This is a genomic window from Streptomyces atriruber (assembly GCF_001418325.1).
GTDB classification, from domain to species: Bacteria; Actinomycetota; Actinomycetes; order Streptomycetales; family Streptomycetaceae; genus Streptomyces; species Streptomyces atriruber.
On sequence record NZ_LIPN01000062.1, the window covers coordinates 1 to 22,029 of the forward strand.

General features: G+C 66.0%; 21 protein-coding genes and 3 pseudogenes. 16 read left to right on the forward strand and 8 right to left on the reverse strand.

The genetic code is table 11. From position 1 onward, the window contains the following. Positions 1 to 144 precede the first annotated feature (144 nt). Together AOK03_RS07100 and AOK03_RS07105 are read right to left on the reverse strand one after the other, a co-directional pair. Positions 145 to 528: a peptidase inhibitor family I36 protein gene (locus tag AOK03_RS07100; RefSeq protein ID WP_055564317.1), complete on the reverse strand. Its 384-nt coding sequence runs from the start codon at positions 526 to 528 to the stop codon at positions 145 to 147. 84 nt (positions 529 to 612) lie between these two features. Beyond that, complete coding sequence (locus AOK03_RS07105) at positions 613 to 924, reverse strand: hypothetical protein (protein WP_055564318.1); 312 nt, start codon at positions 922 to 924, stop codon at positions 613 to 615. A 236-nt stretch (positions 925 to 1,160) separates the two neighbouring features. On the opposite strand from AOK03_RS07105, the gene AOK03_RS07110 reads away from it, so the two are divergent. From AOK03_RS07110 to AOK03_RS07135, 8 genes and pseudogenes are all read left to right on the forward strand, one after another. Next, a complete protein-coding gene (locus AOK03_RS07110; protein WP_055564370.1) occupies positions 1,161 to 2,168 on the forward strand; it encodes an ArsR/SmtB family transcription factor in 1,008 nt (335 codons plus the stop codon). A 111-nt stretch (positions 2,169 to 2,279) separates the two neighbouring features. Beyond that, positions 2,280 to 2,579 (forward strand): annotated as a pseudogene (locus tag AOK03_RS43810) (transposase); the annotation flags it as partial. Between the two features lie 965 nt (positions 2,580 to 3,544). Then, the gene (locus AOK03_RS43815) at positions 3,545 to 3,703 is read left to right on the forward strand and encodes a transposase (RefSeq protein WP_244177515.1); all 159 of its coding nucleotides are present in this window, start codon (positions 3,545 to 3,547) and stop codon (positions 3,701 to 3,703) included. A gap of 400 nt (positions 3,704 to 4,103) precedes the next feature. After that, complete coding sequence (locus AOK03_RS45110; protein WP_425264360.1) at positions 4,104 to 4,190, forward strand: putative leader peptide; 87 nt, start codon at positions 4,104 to 4,106, stop codon at positions 4,188 to 4,190. Between the two features lie 264 nt (positions 4,191 to 4,454). Beyond that, positions 4,455 to 5,561, forward strand: coding sequence for a dimethylsulfone monooxygenase SfnG (sfnG, locus tag AOK03_RS07120; protein ID WP_055564319.1), 1,107 nt, complete (start codon positions 4,455 to 4,457; stop codon positions 5,559 to 5,561). Between the two features lie 97 nt (positions 5,562 to 5,658). After that, positions 5,659 to 6,213 (forward strand): NADPH-dependent FMN reductase, encoded by a 555-nt coding sequence (gene ssuE / locus AOK03_RS07125; RefSeq protein WP_055564320.1) that lies wholly within the window; start codon positions 5,659 to 5,661, stop codon positions 6,211 to 6,213. Between the two features lie 85 nt (positions 6,214 to 6,298). Next, positions 6,299 to 7,471, forward strand: a complete 1,173-nt coding sequence (locus tag AOK03_RS07130; protein WP_055564321.1) for an SfnB family sulfur acquisition oxidoreductase — start codon at positions 6,299 to 6,301, stop codon at positions 7,469 to 7,471. 49 nt (positions 7,472 to 7,520) lie between these two features. Further along, positions 7,521 to 8,675 (forward strand): LLM class flavin-dependent oxidoreductase, encoded by a 1,155-nt coding sequence (locus AOK03_RS07135; protein ID WP_055564322.1) that lies wholly within the window; start codon positions 7,521 to 7,523, stop codon positions 8,673 to 8,675. A 470-nt stretch (positions 8,676 to 9,145) separates the two neighbouring features. Here the strand turns inward: AOK03_RS07135 and AOK03_RS40585 are convergent. Then, positions 9,146 to 9,481, reverse strand: a pseudogene (locus AOK03_RS40585) (helix-turn-helix domain-containing protein); the annotation flags it as partial. 281 nt (positions 9,482 to 9,762) lie between these two features. Between AOK03_RS40585 and AOK03_RS07140 the strand changes: the two are divergent. The 3 genes from AOK03_RS07140 to AOK03_RS40590 all read left to right on the forward strand — a co-directional run bounded on the left by AOK03_RS07140 (position 9,763) and on the right by AOK03_RS40590 (position 11,491). After that, on the forward strand, positions 9,763 to 10,020 hold the full coding sequence (locus tag AOK03_RS07140; protein WP_055564323.1) for a DUF5133 domain-containing protein: 258 nt from the start codon (positions 9,763 to 9,765) through the stop codon (positions 10,018 to 10,020). Between the two features lie 361 nt (positions 10,021 to 10,381). Then, a complete protein-coding gene (locus AOK03_RS07145) occupies positions 10,382 to 10,912 on the forward strand; it encodes a hypothetical protein (protein WP_244177512.1) in 531 nt (176 codons plus the stop codon). A gap of 84 nt (positions 10,913 to 10,996) precedes the next feature. Further along, entirely contained in the window at positions 10,997 to 11,491 is a 495-nt protein-coding gene (locus AOK03_RS40590; RefSeq protein WP_244177513.1) for a hypothetical protein, read from the forward strand. A gap of 885 nt (positions 11,492 to 12,376) precedes the next feature. Here the strand turns inward: AOK03_RS40590 and AOK03_RS42450 are convergent. The 3 genes from AOK03_RS42450 to AOK03_RS07155 form a co-directional block, all read right to left on the reverse strand. Beyond that, positions 12,377 to 12,946 carry a hypothetical protein gene (locus AOK03_RS42450; RefSeq protein WP_157868881.1) on the reverse strand — a complete coding sequence of 190 codons (570 nt, stop codon included), beginning with the start codon at positions 12,944 to 12,946 and terminating at the stop codon, positions 12,377 to 12,379. A gap of 477 nt (positions 12,947 to 13,423) precedes the next feature. Continuing rightward, positions 13,424 to 13,747, reverse strand: a complete 324-nt coding sequence (locus AOK03_RS07150; RefSeq protein WP_055564325.1) for a hypothetical protein — start codon at positions 13,745 to 13,747, stop codon at positions 13,424 to 13,426. Between the two features lie 90 nt (positions 13,748 to 13,837). Then, a complete protein-coding gene (locus AOK03_RS07155) occupies positions 13,838 to 14,767 on the reverse strand; it encodes a LysR family transcriptional regulator (protein ID WP_055564326.1) in 930 nt (309 codons plus the stop codon). 389 nt (positions 14,768 to 15,156) lie between these two features. On the opposite strand from AOK03_RS07155, the gene AOK03_RS44975 reads away from it, so the two are divergent. From AOK03_RS44975 to AOK03_RS43395, 3 genes and pseudogenes are all read left to right on the forward strand, one after another. Continuing rightward, entirely contained in the window at positions 15,157 to 15,396 is a 240-nt protein-coding gene (locus AOK03_RS44975; RefSeq protein WP_208609508.1) for a PLD nuclease N-terminal domain-containing protein, read from the forward strand. Positions 15,397 to 16,112: 716 nt separating this feature from the next. Next, entirely contained in the window at positions 16,113 to 16,676 is a 564-nt protein-coding gene (locus tag AOK03_RS42455) for a hypothetical protein (protein WP_157868882.1), read from the forward strand. A 370-nt stretch (positions 16,677 to 17,046) separates the two neighbouring features. Continuing rightward, positions 17,047 to 18,225: pseudogene (locus AOK03_RS43395) on the forward strand (transposase); the annotation flags it as partial. Between the two features lie 346 nt (positions 18,226 to 18,571). Here the strand turns inward: AOK03_RS43395 and AOK03_RS07175 are convergent. Then, positions 18,572 to 19,024, reverse strand: a complete 453-nt coding sequence (locus tag AOK03_RS07175) for a MarR family winged helix-turn-helix transcriptional regulator (RefSeq protein ID WP_055564328.1) — start codon at positions 19,022 to 19,024, stop codon at positions 18,572 to 18,574. Positions 19,025 to 19,155: 131 nt separating this feature from the next. Here AOK03_RS07175 and AOK03_RS07180 point away from each other — a divergent pair, with 131 nt between their 5' ends. Both AOK03_RS07180 and AOK03_RS07185 read left to right on the forward strand, forming a co-directional pair. Then, positions 19,156 to 20,187 (forward strand): NADP-dependent oxidoreductase, encoded by a 1,032-nt coding sequence (locus AOK03_RS07180; protein ID WP_055564329.1) that lies wholly within the window; start codon positions 19,156 to 19,158, stop codon positions 20,185 to 20,187. Positions 20,188 to 20,294: 107 nt separating this feature from the next. Next, positions 20,295 to 20,723, forward strand: a complete 429-nt coding sequence (locus AOK03_RS07185; protein ID WP_055564330.1) for an organic hydroperoxide resistance protein — start codon at positions 20,295 to 20,297, stop codon at positions 20,721 to 20,723. 92 nt (positions 20,724 to 20,815) lie between these two features. Here the strand turns inward: AOK03_RS07185 and AOK03_RS07190 are convergent, their stop codons facing one another. Next, positions 20,816 to 21,976, reverse strand: a complete 1,161-nt coding sequence (locus AOK03_RS07190; protein WP_055564331.1) for a serine hydrolase domain-containing protein — start codon at positions 21,974 to 21,976, stop codon at positions 20,816 to 20,818. Positions 21,977 to 22,029: the final 53 nt, after the last annotated feature.

A 22,029-nucleotide genomic window follows, 5' to 3' on the forward strand; every position in this document is an offset into this window, starting at 1 on the left:
CCCCGCCGACGACCCCAAGCCGACGAAGCCCCCGGAGCCGACCCCGACCGAGACGTGCGACCGCTTCCTGTGGTGGTGCACGTAAGCGCCTGGAGCCCGTCAGCGCCTGGAGCCCGTCGTGGACCGTGGTCCGGCCGAGCGCGATCAGCCGCAGCCACCTTTTTGAAGGGAGCTGAACACGTTGTCCAATGAGGGGAACCTCGTGGGCAGGTCGGCCTGCGCGCCCGCATGGACGGTGAAGCAGCCCGTGCCGTAGTTGTATCCGTCGTACAGGGCCCACTGATCCCCGTTGCGGTTCCAGTACGAGGTGGTCCGATTGTCCATGGACTGGCCTCGTAGGTCCGGGGATCCGGAGCGGAACCAGGCGATCGTCCCGGTTCCGTTGCGCCCGTCGAAGACGCAGAAGGAACCGTTGGGACAGCGGTCCCACCCGGCTGCCGGGGCGGCCGATGCGGGCTGCGCCGAGGCCGTGCCAAGAGCGAGGACGAGGGCGGCTGTGGAGCCCAGCGTCGCAAGTTTCACGCGCATTGCGGTTCCTCCGATGGGCGATTGGGCGATGTCCAGAGGGGGATCCGGGTGGCGTGCGGGGTGGCCGCGCCCGGTTCGGGGGTGTTACGGCGTGCAGCCCACCCCGTCGGCGTACTTGGAACTGCTGATGAACCAGGTCGGCCCCAGAGTGTAGGTGGAGTGGGCCGCCACACACTGGTAGCTCTTGCTGGCGCCCAGCGCCCAGGTCTCGATCAGGTGATTGAAGTTTCCGCAGTTCCTCCACACCGCCCGGCCGCCCCAGTTGTCGGTGTAGCCACAGTTCGGCTCGGCGGCTGCCGTGGGCCGCTCCGCCGCTTGTGCCGATGTCGGCATCACCAGGAGGCCCGACAGAGCCAGTCCCAGTGCCGCTGCGGTGATCGGGAGTTTCCGGAGCATCGCTTGTTTCCTTTCCGGTTCCGTCCTGGCCCTCCTCTGTGAGGGGCAGGCGGCTGTCACCGTGGCACGGCCCGGATGGCTGTCGCCATCGTTTCAAGCACCGCTGAAAGGATCGCTCCGCCCGGTGGGGACGAGGTATGGCGTCGCGCGAAGGAGGCCCGGCCGCCGCATCGGTGTCAGGGGCACCGGGGAGACTGGAGAGGTCCACGAAGGCGGCGGTGCGGAGGGCGGGGGCCGTGAAACGCATTCATTTCACCGCGGAGGATCTTGCACGGACCAGGGTGGCCGTGTCCCTCGGGGTGGCGGCAGAGACGTTCGACGGCGTGCGGCTGCTTCGGGCGAGCGCGGACACTCCGGCCCTGGCGCCGTTCCTACGGTGGCGGGCCGCGGTCGGCGGGCGGCTGGGCGAACGGGCGGGGCCTTTGGCCGCGTTGATGCCCGGACGCGGACCGGTGTTCGACGCGATGAGCCTGATGGGGAACACGGCGGACCTCGACGAGGCGGTGGAGAATCTCCTGGCGGCTCCGCGGGCCCTGCTGCGGACGGAGCTGGAGAACCTTCGTATCCGGCCCGCGCACCGCAACTGGGCCCGGAATCTGGCGGACGGCGACCGCGAGGCCCGGCTCCAGGTGGCCGCGGCGCTGCGGACGTGCCACGCGGTGACCATGGCGCCTTACTGGCCGCGGATGCGCTCGTTCCTCACCTCTGTGCGAGACGGCCATGTGCGCGCGATGGGCGAGGGCGGGACCGAGAGGATGCTGGAGTCGCTCGATCCGTCCCTGGTGCGCTGGCGGCCGCCGGTGCTCGAAGTCCGCCATCGCCACGAGGCGGACGTCCACTTGGGCGGGCGCGGCCTGGTCGTCTCCTCGGCCGTGTTCTCCTTGCGACAGGCTGAACTGCTGGCCTGTCCAGGGGACTCGGCGCAGGCACCGGTGCTCGCCCTGCCGGCCTTGGGGGCCGAGCCGCCGGGGGCGGGTCTGTGGAGCGTCGGTGACACGGCGGGCCGGCCGCTGGAGGAGTTGCTGGGACGTACCCGGGCAGCGGTGCTCGAAGCGGTGGCGGACGGTTGCAGCACCACGGACCTTGCCCGTCGGGTACGGGTGTCCGCCAGCTCCGCCAGCCAGCACGCGACCGTGCTCCGCAAGGTCGGCCTGATCACCACCGGCCGCGACGGCAAGGCCGCCCGCCACACCCTGACCCCGCTGGGCGCAGCGCTGCTGGAATCCGGCGTCCGCCACCCCTGACCGGAGAGAACGACCTCTGAAACGACCTCTCAGCTTGACTCTGTCGGGGATCTTGGAGTTCCGGGTGCGGCAGCACGGTCAACGGGCATGCTCGGGTAGTTCGGCCGACCGATGCAGCTGTCGAGGCGCCCGTTGTCCCTGCGCCCCCGTTCCGGTGAGCAAGTCCCTCCTCTGACTGCGCAGGTGGCGCGGGCGAGCAACTCGGTTGGTACGACGCCGATATGGGTGCGGGATCGCCTCGATGGGCTGTGGCGTGACGAGGACTTCGCCGACTGGTACCCGCGGGACGGGCCTCCGGGGCTTTCGCCTGCTCAACTGGCCACCGTCTGTGTGCTGCAGTTCCTGTTCGGCCTGTCGGACCGGCAGGCCGCCGAGGCGGTCCGCTGCCGCATTGACTTCAAGTACGCGTTGGCGATGGAGCTGGACGATCCGGGCTTCCACTACAGTGTGCTGGCCGACTTTCGCGACCGTCTCACCGAGGGCGACCGTGCTGACCGCCTCCTCGACCTCGCGCTGGACCGCCTCAAGGAGGCCGGCCTGGTGCGTGAGCGCACCACGCAACGCACCGACTTCACCCATGTCCCGGCCGCGGTGCGCGACTTGACCCGCCTGGAGCTGGTCAATGAGGCGGTCCGCGCCGCACTCGAAGAAGTCGCCAGCACCTCCTCTCACCTGCTTGACGATCTGGTCGGCGAGGACTGGGGGCGCCGCTACGGCCGGCCGGTCCGCCTGGGCAAGAACCCCACCAGACCCAAGACCAGGATCCTCGCCACCGGAAACGACGCCGTCCGGCTCCTGGAACACCTCTACCGGCATGGGGCAGATCGCGTGTCTGGCCCTCAAGTCCAGGCCCTGCGGCAGATCGTGGTGCAGCACTACCACCGTGACGCCGCAGGGCACCTGCGCTGGCGCAGCGCCGAGAAAGAAGGCGGAGCCGGGTTGCCGCCCTCGTCCCGGGCGATCATCTCTCCCTACGACACCGCGGCCCGCTACGCACGGCACGGACACATCATCAGCTGGAAGGGCTTCGCCGCCCATCTCACCGAGACCTGTGCTCCGGACAGCCCCAACGTGATTACGGACGTGGCCACCACGGCGGCAACCACCCACGACAGCCGGGTCCTTCCCGGCATTCACACCCGCCTGGCCCGCCGCGGACTGCTGCCCGCCGAGCACTTGGTCGACGGCGGCTACACCTCACTGATCCGCCTGGAGCAGGCCGCCCGCGAACACCAGATCACTGTCAGCGGCCCGCTCACGGTCAACCCCACCCGCCAGCACCGCCGGGGCGACGGATTCGGCCGGGAAGACTTCCACATCGACTACGACCGCCACCAGGTGACCTGCCCGAATGGCCAGCGCGAGAGCTCCGCGAGCTGCAACTCCGCGTCCGCGCTGAACAGCAGACACCCGAGTGGAAAACCCGTTACGCAGTCCGCTCCGGCATCGAGGGCACCGTCAACGAGTTCGCCCACGGACATGGCATGCGCCGCTGCCGCTACCGAGGCCTCCGACCGCCTTCCAGACCTACCTAGACCAGCACCAGATCCCCCGGCCCAAGTCCTGGCGGACCCTCGGAACCTGACCCCGCTCATCAAGATCCCCGACAGAGCCAAGCTAAGAGGCCAGCGCGGAACATAATCAACTCAAAGCTCCTAAAACGTAAAAAAATGTCTCAGACATCATCAGAGATGGGCAAACGCCGCTCGGTATTCCCAACGCACGGGCCGGTCTCCGGCACTGTCCTGCGGTCGGTGAGGTCCGTTGGTTCTGATGAATCCCCAGGTTCGGACACGTTGAAGGGAAACCCTATCGCCATCCCGTCAATTGCTTTTCGACCTGGTGTGGCAACCTGGGTAAACTTCTGGGCGCGGCGAGCAGAAGCTGACCAGGGGTGTCTGTGGCGCCCAATTGTTGCGAGGAGGTGACGTGTTGATGAAAGAGCCCTCATGGCTTACTCAGAGACGTCATGTGGACCTCGGGCGTGTCTCCAGCGCCCTGTGTCGGCGCGCCGACCGGTAGCAAGGTCTCATCTGACCTGCTTATCCCGAGCCGCCTATTTTCCTATTTCCCGGGGCCGGCCCACTTCTGCCGCCATTCTGGCGCCTCACCTTCTTGACGGCTTTCTCGAGGCATGCCCCAAACATTGCTTTCGTGCGCCGATTCTCCAGCTTCTAAGACGTGCGGAAACGTGTGCCGATGCCGTATTCACCTGCTCTTCCCGCGGAAGCGCCCACGTGCCCCGGGGACGCCGGCCCGCTCTTACAGACCCACTGGGAGTACCTCATGCCCACCCCCTACCCTTCCGACCCGCTGCGTTTCGCCTACTGGGTCCCCAACGTCAGTGGCGGCCTGGTTACCAGCACCGTCGAGCAGCGCACCGACTGGAGCTACGACTACAACCGCGAACTGGCCGTTCTGGCCGAGAACAACGGTTTTGACTACGCGCTCACTCAGGTCCGATACATGGCCAGTTATGGCGCCGAGTACCAGCACGAATCCACCTCCTTCAGCCTGGCGCTGCTGCTCGCCACCGAGCGTCTGAAGGTCATCGCCGCCGTCCTCCCCGGTCTCTGGAATCCCGGCGTGCTGGCCAAGTTCGGAGCTACTGCGGACCAGTTGTCCGGTGGCCGGTTTGCGGTCAACGTCGTCAGCGGCTGGTTCAAGGGCGAGTTCACCGCGCTTGGCGAGCCCTGGCTGGAGCACGACGAACGCTACCGGCGGGCTGAGGAGTTCATCACTGCGCTCCGCAGTATTTGGACCCAGGACCATGCACGATTGGCGGGCGACTTCTACCGGATCCGCGACTTCTCGCTCAAGCCCAAGCCGGTCACCTTCCCGTCGCGGCCGCACCCGGAAATCTTCCAAGGCGGCAACTCCACCGCGGCCCGCGCCATGGCCGGACGCGTATCCGACTGGTATTTCAGCAACGGTAAGGACTTCGACGGTGTCACGGAACAGCTCACCGACGTGCGGGCGTCGGCCGCGGCGGCCGGGCGGCCCGCGCCGCGTTTCGGGCTGAACGGCTTCATGATCGCGCGGGACACCGAGACAGAGGCACGTGACGCGCTGCGGGAGATCATCGCCAAGGCGGACACCGAGGCCGTAGGCGGCTTCGGGGAAGCCGTGAAACAGGCGGGTCAGTCCGCCGCCGACGGCAAGGGCATGTGGCAGGACTCCTCGTTCGAGGACCTCATCCAGTACAACGACGGGTTCCGTACGGGGCTGATCGGCACTCCGGAGCAGATCGCCAAACGCATCGTCTCCTACAAGCGCCTCGGCGTGGACCTTTTCCTCCTCGGATTCCTGCACTACCTGGAAGAGGTCGAGTACTTCGGCCGGCGCGTCCTGCCGCTCGTGCGCGAGCTGGAAGCCCAGCTGCCCAACGAGTAGGCGCAGCAACCAGTCCGAGCGGTGGTCTGACCGGCCCGCCCGGGCCGCTGGCCAATCCGTTTACTACCGCCGCCCCTTCAAGACCTAGGTGACCGCCATGTCCACTGTCCTGTCCGTCTCCGGGAGTCCCTCCGCGACCTCCCGCACCGCCCGCTTGCTGCGACACCTGAACACCAGGCTCACCGACGACGGCCACCGAGTCCTGGAACTCGACGTGCGCACGTTGTCCGCCCAGGCGCTGTTCGGCGCCGACTTCCAGCACCCCGACATCGTCACCGTCACCGAGCTGTTCGCGCAGGCCGACGGCGTGATCATCGGAACGCCCGTCTACAAGGCCGCCTACTCCGGACTCCTGAAGTCGTTGCTCGACCTGCTGCCTCAGCACGCGCTGGCGGGCAAGACCGTGCTGCCGCTCGCCACCGGCGGCAGCACGGCCCACGCCCTGGCCGTCGACTACGCGCTGCGGCCAGTGCTCTCCTCCATGGGCGCCGCGCACATCGTCCAGGGGTGGTTCGTCCCGGACCGACAACTCGACCTGCGGGAGGACGGCACGCTCGCCACTGAGCCGGCCACCACCGAGGCCCTGCACCGCGTCACCGACCAGTTCTCCAGCGCCCTCGGCCGGGCTCCACTGCTCGCCGCGGCGAGCTGATCCACCACCGTAAGGAACCTCCGTGACTACCCCCACCCCCACCACAGCGGCGCATCCGGACCAGCCCGCACCTGACCACGTTCACGTGATCACTGACGACGCCGAAGCGATCGCAGTGGCAGCCGCACTGGCCGACGCTTTCCGCCCCGGTGCGGCGGAACGAGACGCCCAGCGACAACTGCCGCACGCCGAAATCGAGCAGCTCTCGTCAAGCGGCCTCCTCGGCATCACCGTGCCGCGGGCACACGGTGGTGCCGACGTCTCCGCCCGAACGCTGGCTGAGATCTTCCGACTGCTGGCCACCGCCGACCCCAGCATCGCCCAGATCCCACAGAGCCACTTCGTGTACGTCAACGTCTTGCGCGCCCAAGGCAGCCCTGGCCAGAAGGAGTTCTTCTTCCGCGAGGTGCTGACCGGGCGCCGCTTCGGCAACGCGCAGGCAGAGGCAGGCACCCGGCACACCCAAGACATCCGCACCCTCCTGGAACCTGACGGCGACGGTGACTACATCCTGACCGGAACCAAGCACTACTGCACCGGCGCCCTGTTCGCCCATTGGATCCCGGTGCTGGCCCGCGGTGCCGAGGACAAGCTGCACGTCGCATACGTACCGCGTGGCGCGCCCGGCGTGACGGTCGTCGACGACTGGGACGGCATGGGGCAACGCACCACCGCCAGCGGCACGGTCAGTCTCGACGGCGTCGCCGTACCGGCCGACCGCATCGTGGCCCACCACCTCACCTTCGAGGGCCCGCAACTGCACGGGGCGTTGGCCCAGTTGTTGCATGCGGCCATCGACAGCGGTGCAGCCCAGGCAACACTGACCGAAGCGGCCGAGTTCGTCCGGACGAAGAGCCGCCCCTGGTTCGAAAGCGGCTCCGCCACGGCCGCCGAGGACCCGCTCCTCATCCAGCGCTTCGGCGCCCTCGAACTAAGAGTCCGGGCTGCGACGGCCCTCTTGGAGTCCGCGGCCCAGGCCGTGGACACCGCCGCCGCCCGCCTCACCGACGACACAGCCGCCGAAGCGTCGATCGCGGTCGCCGCAGCGAAGGCGTACGCGGCAGAGACGGCCGTGGACACGGGAAGCGCGCTCTTCGAAGTGGCCGGCACCCGGGCCGCCCTGGACGGCCTCAACCTGCACCGGCACTGGCGCGACGCGCGCACCCACACGCTGCACGACCCGGTGCGCTGGAAGGTGCAGCACCTCGGCCGGTACGTCCTCAACGGCACCAAGCCGCCCCGACACGGTCTCTTGTGACCGCGCTTCCCCTCCCGGCCCTGCTTCTTTCCCTGTTCCCGGAGATACCGTGAGCCTCACCTTCCACTGGTTCCTGCCGACCTACGGCGACAGCCGGCACATCGTCGGCGGCGGCCACGGCCTGCCCGCCGGTGTCGCGGGCGGGCAGCGCCCCGCCACCCTCGGCTACCTCACCCAAATCGCCCGCGCCGCCGAACAACTCGGCTTCGAAGGCGCCCTGACCCCCACCGGAGCCTGGTGCGAAGACGCCTGGCTCACCACGGCCATGCTCGCCCGGGAGACCGAGCACCTGAAATTCCTCATCGCTCTCCGGCCCGGCGATATCTCCCCCACCCTGGCCGCCCAGATGGCGGCCACCTTTCAGCGGCATGCACCCGGCCGGCTGCTCCTCAACATCGTCACCGGCGGCGAGAGCCACGAGCAGCGCGCGTACGGCGACTTCCTGGACAAGAACGCCCGCTACGCCCGTACCGGCGAGTTCCTGAGCATCGTGCGGGGCCTGTGGCAGGGACGGACAGTCGATTTCGACGGGGAGCACCTGCGGGTCGAACAGGCGCGGTTGGCCCGTGTGCCTGCCCCCGTACCGCCCATCTACTTTGGCGGATCATCGGCGGCGGCGGGGGAGGTCGCTGCCCGCTTCAGCGACGTGTACTTGACCTGGGGCGAGCCGCCCGCGCAGGTTGCCGAGAAGATTGCCCGGATCCGCAAGCTTGCCGCCGACGCGGGGCGCACGGTGCGTTTCGGCATCCGGCTGCACGTGATGACACGGGACACCGCCGACCAGGCATGGGCCGAGGCCCGCCGCCTGCTGGACGGCTTCTCGCCGGAGGCGATCCGCGCTGTACAGGAAGGACTGGCCCGCAGCGAGTCCGAGGGACAGCGGCGGATGATGGCCCTGCACGGCGGCAGCACGGACGGACTGGAGGTCGCGCCCAACCTCTGGGCCGGCATCGGCCTGGTCCGCGGTGGCGCGGGCACCGCTCTGGTGGGCAGCCACGCCGAGGTAGCCGAGCGGATCGTCGAGTACCAGAAGCTCGGCATCGAGGAATTCGTCCTGTCCGGCCACCCACACCTCGAGGAAGCGTACTGGTTCGGGGAAGGGGTGCTGCCGCGCCTGGCAGAGGCAGGGCTGTGGTGGCGGCCGGCAGGTGTTGGGGAGCAGGGGGCAGGGACTGAGGTGCAGATCCCTTTCGCGGGACGGTGATGAGCGGCTCCACGGAACCGGGCTGATCAGTCCTCACTCCTTGCCGGAGCCTCCGGCGTGATCATCCAACCGGACCCGTCGGCGCACCGGACTCCTGGTGAGCTGTGGCACCCGCCTCGACGCGGCAGTCCCATGCCGCGTCGAGGCGCTGAACATCGCTGTGCCAGGGAGTCCGCGGGCCCGGACACGGCGCGGGACCCGCCGAGGTCAGCAGGCCACCGGCCACCACCCCGTGGAAATCCCTTGCCCGCACGAACCCGGTCCGCCGTGAATGCCTCACCTTGGCCGGCGCCGTCGTTCAGGAAAGCCACCACTCGGCCAGGGCGCGGCACAGACTGAGCAACTCCCATCAGGTCCCGTCCCTCAGAGGATTTCCCAGGTCGGTTCGTTCTCGTCGGCTACGCGCAACCGCCAGGCCCTGGCGATGTCCCGCACCTTCAGCAGGGACCAGCAGGGCGGCAGCAGGTCGTAGTGGCCCGGCTACCGCAGCCGGTGGACCGGGTGGTGGCCATGTGGATGACGAAGTCCTCGTCGCCACTGCTCAGTAGGCGGGGACGGCTTCCCGCCCACTGAGGGTTCAGGCATACGAGCCGATCTCGTTGAGACGGTGGATCACATCATGGACGGTGCCCTCGCGTGCCTGGACCAGACGCGCGATCACCAGAACCGTGCTATCGCCGGTCGAGGCCAGCAGCATCATCGCCCGCCCCGAATCTCACCGAGCTGGTACTGCCCCGGCGCGCGATGTGCTGGAGCTTCTGCCCTTCCTGCTCCGTCAGCCTCCGGACGTCGACCGGTGGTGCCATCCCGCCTCTCTGCTGGTTGGAAGTTGTCGCTTCTAACCAGCCCAACGAGCAAGTCGGTGAACTTATGTGGATCCGTGAAAGGGAATCCTTGTCACCGGATAGGAATTTCCTAATCGACTGCAGTCAAGTCTTCAAGTAAAGTCCGACTGCGGAATAGGTGAGCGGCGTCCATTGAGGCGTGGGCTACGCATTGCCGAGTCGCGCCTGTTGCTGCCGAAGGTGGAACGCTTCTGCCGTTAAGAGAAATAGAGAGACTTGACGTGCACGTTTCCCGGAAAAGAATGAGAGACCTTCTCTCTATCTACGCGGATCTCCGCTCCGTCTACGACGAGCTGCAGGTTGCGAAAGCCGGTCAGGATGAAGAACAAGTTCGCCAGAGACTGGATGACATCACGTATGCCTTGTGCATTGCCACATATACCTTGTGCGTGGTCACGAACGCTCGGAACATCGATGCCGCCCTGGCGGCTGCAAGGCTCCACTCGATGAATCAGGCCGAGCCCCAAATAGGACGCAAGCCGGACCAGTTGGAAACGTGAGATGTGGTCCATTGTTTTCCGTAGCCACTGGTGAATATCTGGCGGCAGGCACAGGGGCCGAGCCGTAGCGTTACGCCAACCAGGAGGCGGCTTGCGCGCTGCCGCAGCTCGCGCCTAAGGGTCATTGCGACAGATGCAAGCTCTCTCTTTTGGTTCAGTCGACTCGGAACATCGCTGATGCTGCCTGGCTAGATCGTATGCCCAGGAGATTCGCACCCGCCAGGCAATCCATTAGCGAAGAGACGCGGGAGTATGTCGACATCTCTGCGTAATACTCGATATGAATTTCGCCGAGGCTTCACCCTGATCGACTCACCCGCATTCCCTCCTTTCGGATTCTATTTCAAAGAAAGAGAAAGCAGTGAAGAAGAGTCACATTCGAATGGTTGCCGCTACTGCAATGACTGCAGTACTCTTCGGGTTTGCTGCACCTGTTGTCAACGCAGTCGAGGATCGCCGTGACCTGGCCGAGGTATCGCAGTCAGCAGAGTCGCTGCGGCCTACTCCCGACGATGTCCGCGACCTCATATCTCACATGAGGGAAGACGGCGCAGATGCCAAGCAGGTGCGGGAGTTCGAGCAGTATGCAAAGTGGCTCGAGAACCCTGACGCCCGCAAGGGCAGCGAGCGGATCCTGGGGTCGGGCACGATCGTTCGTAAGCTGATCGTCGCTGGACTGCGCCACGGTGGCGTGTGGGCCGGCAAGATCGTAGGAAAGCTCCACAAGAAGAGCGGCGCCTTCCTCAAGCGCAACGGCGGCAAGGTCGCTGACGCGATTGAGGACGTCGAGAGCTGGAGCGAAACTGCGTTGACCATCGCTCTGGTCAAGGCCGGTGTTCCAGCTGACATTGCCAAGGATCTCGCCACGGCCATCATGCTGGTCGCCGCCTGAGGCCGCTGATTTCGCGGGTGGCACCGGCCGGCCGGTCCGAGTGTCACCCGCTACCCCGATTTTCCCACGGAAAGGAGGCATATTGTGGAGCCCCTGCGGCCGGATGGCGAACCCACCTGGGCCTCACTGTCAAGGCGTGAGAAGGTGTCCGCTGGCCTCGGCATGACCGGCCTGGGGCTCGGCATCCTCGCCGCCCTGGCTGTAGCAGCCGTAGGAGGCACCCTGGCTGTCGCTTTTCTCTCCGGTGACTTGATCCAAGCCGACAGCGGCAGCACTCTCGTCTGGGCACTCGTGCTGCTCCTACCCTGTGGCCTACTCGCGGGTGCATGCGCTGTTCCTGTACGTCTTGCGCTGCGCCTGATAGGTGTTCATGGAAGAGCAAAAAGTATCTCGGACGCGGCCATATCCATGGCGACTACCTTTCTGGGGGTGCTGCTCGTAGAAGCCTTCACTCCCGGACTTAACGTCGAACACTCATGGCTCCCAGCGCTGCTGGCAACACTGTTGGTCGCTCTTGTCAATCTAGTGATCGACCGTATTGAGTGCCGGAAGGGCAACCTCAAGAGCGGCGTACGTTGAGCCCAAGGCGCACGCATATAGGTCTGCGGTGGTCAAGAAAATGTCCCGGAGGCCAACTCGCCAGTGGCGGGGAACGGGAGGTGCCGTCACTGAACCGCGGCCACAATCAGCGCAATGCTGTCGAACGATGCATCAACCGGCTCACGCAGTGGCGCGACTGGCACTGCGAACGGACAAGTTCGCCATCGCCCACGATCCGGCGCCACAGCCGCATACGCCAGGGGGCACATGTCCAGTTTCAGTGATGTGCAGAAGGCTGTTCGTGCAGAGAAGTTCCGGATTTGGTTCACATGAATGTGTGGGGGTGCTGCGAGGCCGCTGTTCACCCAGCAGGCCGGAATAGCGGTGCCGAGAACAGCTTCTAAATATCCTCAGAACCTCGATCGCTGATCCGCGGAACAGGTCGATACGGCCCCAGCTGTGGCCGCTGCATTTTCCAAAGATGCCGGTGCCACCACTTGATACACCAGATAGCGCATGAGATCGGCACGACGGACAAAAGCGTGGGGACCGCTGGCGGTAGCCACGGCAAGACGGAGTTGGGCCATACCACGGCGAGGACGATGGGGAGTACGAAACTTTGACCGAGCATGAGGGTTCCCCACCCATACTCCACCCGAGACCACCACGATAGCCCTTCAAGATACGTCTCCAACCGAAACATGACGCTAATAATCAGCGCCACGGCCGGTGCGATCACCCAAGGAGAAGTGGGCAAACCGCGGTTGCCGATACATTCACCGATAAGGGTGCCGGGTATATAGGCCACCAGAAGGAACATGGCCGTATAAAGAACGCCTCCCCCTATGGCCCCAAGCTCATCATCTGAGTCAGCAACGGGACTTTTTTCATCGCTTTTCACGGCGCCCACTTCCCTTCGTTATCCTACAGGCACGCCTCTGCCAGTGCGGGGAGTCCCGTGGAGTTGACTATGAGGTTAGCAATGTCCTCGTCGATGCCAGTGGGGCGCTTCTTGTGCTTTATCCAAGCCCAAACAGCTTTGATCACCTTCTTACCCCCCTTGGCGATCTTGTAGACCTTGGCGACTCCGATCGCGTTCTCAGCGGAAAGCTTTGCCACCCCAGCCGCGCACTGGAACCATCCCCGCGTTGCGGGTTCTGCACTAGCAGCCTGGTTCAGAAAATCTGCCAACTCCTGCTGCGCCCCATGGTCACCGGCCTCGATACGCTGAATGAGCGAATCGGGAATTGAACCAATAATGTCGAACGCTTGCTGGAGTGCGGCCACTCCCTCCTCGTCGCTGACGCCATCAAGGCGACCGGAGCGAATGAGGGCAGAGGTTGCATCTCCGGTTGACTTCCGTACCTCGATACGGATTACGGAATCCTGCAGACTCTGCAGCGCATCAACAGATGCTGCCGCCTGCGGCGTCTTCTCTTTCTCTTGCGTTCGATCGGCGGCAGCGGCTGCCCCGGAGGCAGCGGTGCCAATCATGGCTGCGGCGACAAGAGTGGCAACTCCTGCCGCGACAAGGCGACGGTGAGCCATGTTCTCTCGCACAACAGTCCTTTTGCTCTGAGTTCAAGCGCGACTCGGCAACGCGTCGGTCCAGTCCGCAGTCGCCACAGATCGCCTCTATTGCGAGAGGACATTACTTACATCTTCAGCCCCAGTCGATTAGGAAATTCCGTTATAGCGATAGGGATTGCCTTTCACCTCTTCCCGCCCCGTCCAATTGGCTGGCCTGTCATGAGTCCTGGGGCGGCCTGCTGGGCGCACAGAAAGGCATAAATGCGGTGGGCGAGGTCGGGAATCTACTGCGGCAGTAAGTCCCCGGTGGCGCAAACTGGAGGTGAAAGAACTTGATGGAGCCGGCCGGAGCCGTGCGAGCCACTATCAGAAGTGGCTACGTCGCGCTGCTCACAGCCCAGACGATCAACGGCCTGCCCGTGACGGCACGACTCTCCGATATCACCTTCCTCGGCCGGTGCCCGTTGCAGGCGCACCCGAGTGGGAGGCGCACCCGCCGATGCGGCAGGATTCCTCGGCCAGGTGCAGGTTCATCTCCGCCTCGACAGCGGCCTGCATCAACTCGCGCGTGAGCTCGACCAGGAGGCCGCCCTCACCCATCAACCGCTGTCCGCCATCGCGGCCCTTGTCCGCGGCGAGCTCAGCCAGTTCGTCCATCAGGCCGGGACTCAGCCTGCGCTCGGATGCCGCCCGGCGGCTCGCCGCTGTCGTCTTCGATGCAGCACCGGCACCGGCAACGTCCATGTCCAGCACCGCAACCGACACGCCGCCAGCGTCCTAGACCGGGTGACCGTTCTCCGTGTCCATCAGGGGGCCCTTCCGAGCGGGCGCCCACCTGATTCATGACACTCCCAATCAGAGCTGTTTGGCTCCGGCGTGTGGGTTCGTGCGCTGTTCTATGGCCCGGCGTATGAGGATGGCGTGTAGAGCGTGTGCGGCTGGCGGCACCGATTGTGTGTGGCGTCGTTGAATCATGACGCGAAGTTCGGTGGCGTCGTCTGCGAGAGGGCGGTAGGTGATGGTGCCGCTGCGTTCCAGTGGGTCGCCGTGCACGCTGTAGTCGGGCAGGACGGTGGTGCCGAGTCCCTCGGCGACCATGAGTTTACCCATTTCGGCGCCGTCGGCCGAGTAGGAGAAGGCTGGTGCTCTGCCGCTGAGGAGCCGGTGGACATAACGGTGCATGACGTAGCCGGCTCGCATGGCGATCAGAGGCTGAGCCAGTAGGTCGGCGACGGTAACTGTGCTGAGTGCGGCCAGTGGGCTGTCCTGGCGCATGCAGACGACTGGGCGTCCGCGGAGCAACTCGGTGGTGTGCAGGCCGGGCGGAAGGTCGTCATCGCGGAGATAGCTGACGAGCCCGAGGTCGAATCCGCCCTCGGCGAGGTGTTGTTGGATACCGTCGTGCCGGTCTGCGATTACTTCCACAGGGGTGGATGGGTGGGTGGTGTGGAACTCGCGGATGGCTGGTGTCAGGAGGGTAACGGTGGCCGCGTTGACCGTACCCAGTCGCAGTGTGCGGCCGCTGTGGTGCTGCTCGCCAGCTGCTCGGCGCAGACGGTCGACTGCGTCCAGTACCGCGGCGATGTGCGGCAGCAGTTCGCGTCCCTCGTAACTGATCTTTGAACCGGACCGTTTGCGTTCCAGGAGCTCCACTCCCAGTTCCCGCTCCAGTTTGCGTAGCGTCTCACCCAATGCCGGCTGGGACAGGTGCAGTTCTTCCGCAGCGCGACGTAGTGACCCCAGGCGTGTGACTGCCTCCAGGTATTCCAACTGTTCCACGCGCATATCCAGCTACCTCCGATGCGCATCATAAGCCAACCACCGGTACGGATAGGTGAAAGGTGAACCCTATCGCCATATCGGAAATCGTCGATAGACGCCACCAGGAATGCTCGTTAGAGTTGCCCCCAGAGGGCCTGGTCGGCTTCCCTCATCTCCCGTTCAGCGGCCGACCAGGCCCCATTTTTCATCGCACCCAAGGATCTCTCATTCCGTTTATTGAACGGATTGACAGAAGAGTTTCCTTGGGGAGTCTTCATCTCTTCTGATGGCTGACTTCCTGTCCATTTCGCCATCAATGGAATCCGCGGAACCGCCAAATAGGCAGGAGCGTGAGGCGCCGGAATCTAAGCCACTCGAAGAAAGGAGGAACCGTGAGGCAATCCACCCATCAAGTGCTGCTGGCTGCTACTAAGAATGAGGCATCAGGTGTCACGTCCGTTGTCGCTATCTGCGCCTGCATCGGCGCTGCCCTGTTGTTTGTTGGCGCGCTTATCAGTATCGCGCGGTCACGTCTGACTGGAGGTATGAAGTTTGCTTGGCTGGTCTTCGCTTTCGTGCTCCCCTTCCTGGGAAGCCTGCTTTGGTTTCTCTTCGGTCGCCGTGACTCCCTACGTGAACCACGAACGCGGTGACTCATTCAGGAATTGAGGGCGCCTGGGGCTTTGAGGCATGGCCGTAGCCGCCTTTCTTCCCAGCTTGCAGGGGGACTTGGTCAAGCTCACCTCTGAGTTTGGCCAATCCAAAATTCACAAATGTTGACGATTCAAGGGTAGGGGCAAAGGTACTGACAAATTCAGGCCCTTCGGCCGTATGCTTTGGGGCTTTGTCCCCTGTCGGCGAACGATCTGGTTCGTGACGCCGGGCGTCGTCATCCGGATCGCAGAGGCCTCAATTGGGAGTAGCAGGCGTCGGAGCTCCGGCAAGGGTTGTTGCTGCACTGTGCGGGCGCTTCGTTGGCCTGCTTGGCTGATGCCGTGCATGCGAGAGATGAACGTCCATTTCATGAATCCGAATTCGGATCGAATCGGAAACTCCATCAAGGCTTTGGGTGAGCCAGAGGGCGTGCGCCCCCTAGGTGCTGTTGTCTCGCTCGGCGTATCCCTTGGGGGGCCTCTTCGTAGCGACCGATGGGACCATCCTGCCGGTTGGATTAGATATTTACTCGATGGCTCTCGATTGGGTGATCCTGGGGAATTTTGTCGCTTTTTTATAGTGTCTTCAATGCTTTACCTCTTTGTTGTTTACCCTATCGGGTGCGGCTTGAAGGGGAGGAGCTTCGACTGATCTCGGCACGTTTTGAAGATGGATAATTGTTAAGTTCCCCCCCTGGGTAGGTGTTACGTACGGCGTGAAGAATATATATCTATTGTCCGACGTCGAGCAAAGGTTGGCCATTGAAGGAATTCTGCGCGCCTATCCTGATTGGAGCGACGAAGGGATAGCGGAACTCACAGGAATCGGCATGCAGAGGATCGCTGCTGTGCGCCGCCTGTCAGCTGAAAAGACCTCCCCGTCGATGCCAAGGGCACCGCACGGCGGTTCAGCACGTAGATCTGCCGTCAAGACTGGACGGAAAAGAGCTGCGGAGCGAGCAGAAATAGTCAGTAATGCTCGAACGGATCTCCGCGCCCAGTCAGAGGAAACCGAGGGGGATCCGCAGAAGAGGATCGGATCAACGGCCGACTACTACCGGCTCCTGCGCGCCCTGCGCAATGATCCTTCTGTCCGAATGACGGAAACGGGGAGACTCCTTATCCAGTGGCTCGGCATCCTCTCGCTCGATTCAGAGCTCTTGGACAGTCTCATCACCTCTGTGCCGACGCACCAGACCGGTTCAATGGCGAAGCTTGCTGAACAGTGTGCTGCTACCTGGCAGAAATTGTCCGATCAATTCGCGCAGCGGACATGCTAGGGTCCAGCATCGGAGAGCTGAGGAATATGCCATACCTGCCGACGGCCACTGCATACAGCCCAGGCAGCACATGCGACTGTTTGAACGGCTCAGCGGGATCCCTGCCACCTGGCGCCCACCCGACGCGACGGCCGGGCCACCACCATTCTCACGAGTAGCCCGCAACAGAGGCAGGGATGGTGTCTTGTTCGGAGAGTAGTTCGTACTCAATCGGGGTGCGGTAGCCCAGTGCTGAGCTTGTTCTTCAACCTCTGGGGTCGAACTGGGCGTCGTGCAAGGTCACTCAACTGAGGATTCGTCGGTCAGGCGGACGGCCCTCGCATGATCCTGCGTTCCGCCACGGAAACAGATTCATACGAAGGCCGCAGAGGTGAGCTGGCTGCATCACGATGCCCGGCGCGACGCGTTCGACGTCACGTCACACTTCCGGGGAGACCTGTACGCGTGCCTGTCCCGGCGCGGTGACACCTTGTTCGAGCTGTGCGACGCGATGCTCTGCGAGAACGGGCCGGTGACCTCGCCGGTCGATCTGACGCTGCCGGCCGAGCACCGCCGTGGGCACGGTGCGCTCTAGACGCGCTGAACTGCGGGCGCATCGAGGCGGCGGGGTCGCGCCGTGCGCCGGCGGTGCTGCCGCAGCCCAAGGCCGCGGACGACCGGCTCGTCCTGGCGGTCGACGTGACCAACTGGCTTCGCTCGGACGCCCCGTGCAGCCCCGAGCGGCTGTTCTGCCACGTCTATGGGCGCTCGGGCCGCTCCAGCGACCAGTTCATCCCCGGGCGGCCGTACTCGTTCCTCGCTGCACCGGAGACCGGCCGCACTTCGTGGTGCCAGCTGCCGGACGCGGTCCGCCCCGGCCCTGACGACGACATCGCCGAGGTCACTGCCGCCCAGGTCCGCGGCGTCGTCAAGGACCTGATCGACGGCGGCCAGTGGGAGCCAGCGGATCCCGACATCCCTGGTCGTCTTCGACGCCGGCTACGACGCCCCCGCGCATGGCCTACCTCCTCGACGGCCTCCCGGTCGAGGCTCTGGGGCGGATGCGCTCCGACCGCGTCATGCGCCGTCCGGCGCCCTCCCGCGAGGAGTTCTACCGGGCCGACCCCCGCGGCGGACACCCACCCAAGCACGGCGGCGAGTTCCGCTTCGCCAAGCCGGACTCCTGGGGCGATCCCGACGCGGCAACGGTGCAGGGCACCGACCGCTACGGCACCGCCCAGGCCATGGCCTGGGACCGTATCCGCCCCAGGGTGACCACCCGCAACGCCCGGATCGACCACGACGGTGAACTCCCCGTCCCCGAAGGAACCCTGATACGCCTCCAAGTCGACCACCTGCCCGGCGGCCAGGACGCGCTGCCCATCTGGCGGTGGTCCTCGAAGACCGGCATGAAAGCCACGGACATCGACCTTGCGATGGCAGACGTTCCTCCGCAGATTCGACCTCGAACACACCTTCCGCATGATCAAGCAGACGCTCGGCTGGACCCGGCCGAAGCTCCGCACTCCCGAGGCCGCGGACCGCTGGACCTGGCTCGTCATCACCGCCCGCAAAGGTCAAAGAACAAGCTCAGCAGATGTGCGGGCTGCGGCGCTCGGCCAGCACCATCCATATGCCCAGGCAGCAAATCAGGCGAGCGATGAAGGGACGGCGGTGTTCTTCAGCGATCTGGTGCGGTGCGAGACCCGCCTGTACAACACGCTCAACGACCGGCTGCGCAAGGGCTACGGGATCACCGCGTCCCAGTACGAGTTCCTGCGCCATCTGCGCGAGCACCCGCACGCCCGCGCGCGAAGCCCGTACATCGCATCAGCCGGAGAGAGCTACTCGTCACTTCACCGGAGCTTCGGGAGGACCGGGCACAGAGACCCGCGAGTTCGCGAAAACTGAAGCGGTCAGATCTCTTCGCCCAGCATCCTGCGCAGCAGCCCCCGCAGCGCGAGCCGCTCCTCGCGCGAGAGCTCCGCCAGCGGCTCGCGCGCGAAGTTCAGCGACTCCCGCAGGCCGCGGGCGACCTCGACGCCCTCCGCCGTGGGCGCCGCCAGCTTCACGCGCCGGTCGGCCGCGTCGGGGCGCCGCTCGACGAGGCCGCGCGCCTCCAGGCGGTCGACGATCCCCGTGATGTTCGACGGCTCGCACTTCAGCTTCTGCGCGATGTGGCGCATCGGCATGGGTTCGAGGGAGAGCAGCCCGAGGACGCGTGCCTGCGCTCCGGTCAGCGCGTGCTCGGCGGCCGCCTCCTCGTACTCCTCGTAGTAGCGCGCCACGACCGTGCCGATCAGCTCGACGACTTCGAGTGTCAGCGGGTCGGTGCGGGGGGTGCGGGCGCTGGAGCTACTGGTGGGCATGCTCGCCAGGCTACCCGTTTACTTGACATCATGAAATATTCAGGAGCATGGTTGTTTTACAACCTCAAGCATTTTTCGTGACCCCCGGCGCTGGCACACGACAGCCCGCACGCAGTAGGAGGACGCCCCCCATGACCGTCACCCCCGAGCAGCTTCCCTCCGTCAGCCGCGAATGGCACCTCGTGCGGCGCCCGTCCGGCTGGCCGGTCCCGGAGGACTTCGCGCTGCGCGAGGTCCCGGTGGAGGCCCCGGCCCAGGGCCGCGTCCTGGTCCGCAACCTGCACTTCTCCGTGGACCCGTACATGCGGGGCCGCATGAACGACGTGAAGTCGTACGTGCCGCCGTTCCAGCTCGACCGTCCCATGGAGGGTGGCGCGGTCGGCGAGGTCGTCGCGTCGAACGCCGAGGGCTTCGCGGTGGGCGACCACGTCCTGCACTTCGCGGGCTGGCGCGAGTACGCCTCCGTGCCCGCCCAGCACGCCACCAAGGTCGACCCGCAGGCCGCTCCGCTCTCCGCCTACCTCGGCGTGCTCGGCATGACGGGCCTGACCGCGTACGCCGGGCTGCTCGAAGTGGCCTCCTTCAAGGAGGGCGACGCCGTCTTCGTCTCCGGCGCCGCCGGTGCGGTCGGCGGCCAGGTCGGCCAGATCGCCAAGCTGAAGGGCGCCTCGCGCGTCGTCGGCTCGGCCGGTTCGGACGAGAAGGTGAAGCTGCTCGTCGAGGAGTACGGCTTCGACGCGGCCTTCAACTACAAGGACAAGAAGTCCGTCGCCGAGCAGCTCAAGGAGGTGGCCCCCGACGGCATCGACGTCTACTTCGACAACGTCGGCGGCGAGCACCTGGAGGCTGCCATCAGCCGCCTGAACCTGCACGGCCGCGTCACCATCTGCGGCATGATCGCGGGCTACAACGACACCGAGCCGACCCCGGCCCCGCGCAACCTCGCCATGGTCATCGGCAAGCGGCTGCGCCTGCAGGGCATGCTCGTGCAGGACCACGCGGCGCTGCAGCCCGAGTTCGTCCGCGAGGTCGGCGGCTGGATCCGCTCCGGCGAGCTCAAGTACCGCGAGACGGTCGTCGAGGGCGTGGAGAACGGCGTCGAGGCCTTCCTGGGCATGCTCCGCGGCGAGAACACCGGAAAGATGATCGTCTCCCCGGGCTGAGCGACTCCGGCCGCCCCATCGGAAAACTTCCGGTATCCGATAACCTAATTCCGCAAACCGTGGTTGTGGGCGCGCGCCACGTCATGTCTCAGGAGGAAAAGGCAGTTATGTCCATCCAGAAGATCGACGTCAAGTACACCGCCGTAGCCACCGCGGAGAACGGCCGCGACGGCCGTGTGGCCAGCGACGACGGCAAGCTCGACGTCGTCGTGAACCCGCCGAAGGAGATGGGCGGCAGCGGCGCGGGCACCAACCCGGAGCAGCTCTTCGCGGCGGGCTACAGCGCCTGCTTCCAGGGCGCCCTCGGCGTGGTCGCCCGCAAGGAGAACGCCGACATCACCGGCTCGACCGTGACCGCCAAGGTCGGCATCGGCCAGAACGAGGCCGGCGGCTTCGGCCTGGAGGTCGTCATCACGGCCGCCATCCCGAACGTGGACGCGGCCACCGCGCAGTCCCTGGTCGAGAAGGCGCACCAGGTGTGCCCCTACTCGAACGCCACGCGCGGCAACATCAAGGTCGAGGTCTCGGCCGCCTGACCGCAGGCCGTACGTACGTGAGGGCCGCACCCCGCTCCGGGGGGCGGCCCTCACGCGTGCGCGGGGCGCGTGGCCCGCTTCGGCCGGGGCGCTCAGCCCGCCGCGAGCGCCGCCTCGTGGACCGCCCTGACCAGCCGCTCGTTCTCCGTGGCGGGGCCGCCGGGGTAGGCGAACCGCCGCCGCGTGTAGCCGTAGGCGAGCCCGCTGCGCGGATCGGCGAACGCCTGCGAGCCGCCCGCGCCGCTGTGCCCGATCGTGCCCGCGCCCAGGAACGGGTACACGGCCACCGAAGTCGCCTGGAAGCCGACGGCGAACGCCTTGAAGGCCCCCGCCACCAGATCGTGGCCGACCGACTGGATCTGCCCGAACTCGGCGACCGTGTCCGGTTCGAGCAGCGCCTCGCGGCCGTCGACGCCGGTGACCGCCGCCGCGTACATCCCGGCGAGGCCCCGCGCGGACGCCGCACCGCCGACCGAAGCGGGCCCGGCGGCGCGCAGCGGGCGGGAGTTGGGCACCGCCTCCAGATCGGTGGGCTCGGCGGTGTGGCGGTTGAAGGCGATGGAGCCGAGGCTCTGCGGCCGGGGCGGCAGCGCGTCGAGCAGGGCCGCCTGCTCGGGCGTGGGCGCCATCGGCTGCACGGCACGGAACCGGCTCTCGTGCTCCTCGGGCAGCCCCAGGAAGAAGTCGAGCCCGTACGGGGCGCGCACCCGCTCCTCGTACACCTGCTGCAGGGTCTGCCCGGTGGCGCGGAACACCACCTCTCCGGAGAGCGCTCCGATGGCGAGCGCGTGGTAGCCGAAGGCGGTGCCCGGGCGCCAGAAGGGGCGCTGCGCGGCCAGGCGCGCGGCGATCGCCCGGTCGTCGGCGATCTCCTCGGCCCGGAAGCCGGAGTCGGCGCCCGGGACGCCGGCGCGGTGCGCGAGCAGCTCCCGCAGGGTCACCGCGCCCTTGCCCTCGGCCGCGAACTCCGGCCAGTAGTGGGCGACGGCCCGGTCCAGGTCCAGGACCCCGTCCTGCACGAGGAGGGCCACGACGAGGTGGGCGGCGCCCTTGGTGGAGGAGTAGACGCCGTAGAGGCTCTCGCCCGTGACGTCCGGGCCCACCCACAGGTCGACGACCTTGCGGCCCCGCACATGGGCGGCCAGCTGCCCCTCGTACAGGGGCAGCTCGTTCGCGAGTACGGCGGTGAACTCCTCGCGCACCGCCTCGTATCCGTCGGCGACCGTGCCCTGCACTCGGATCTCACGGGTCATGGCGGAGAAACCTCCAGGGGCGCGGCGGTGTGGCAGTGACATGATCAACCGCC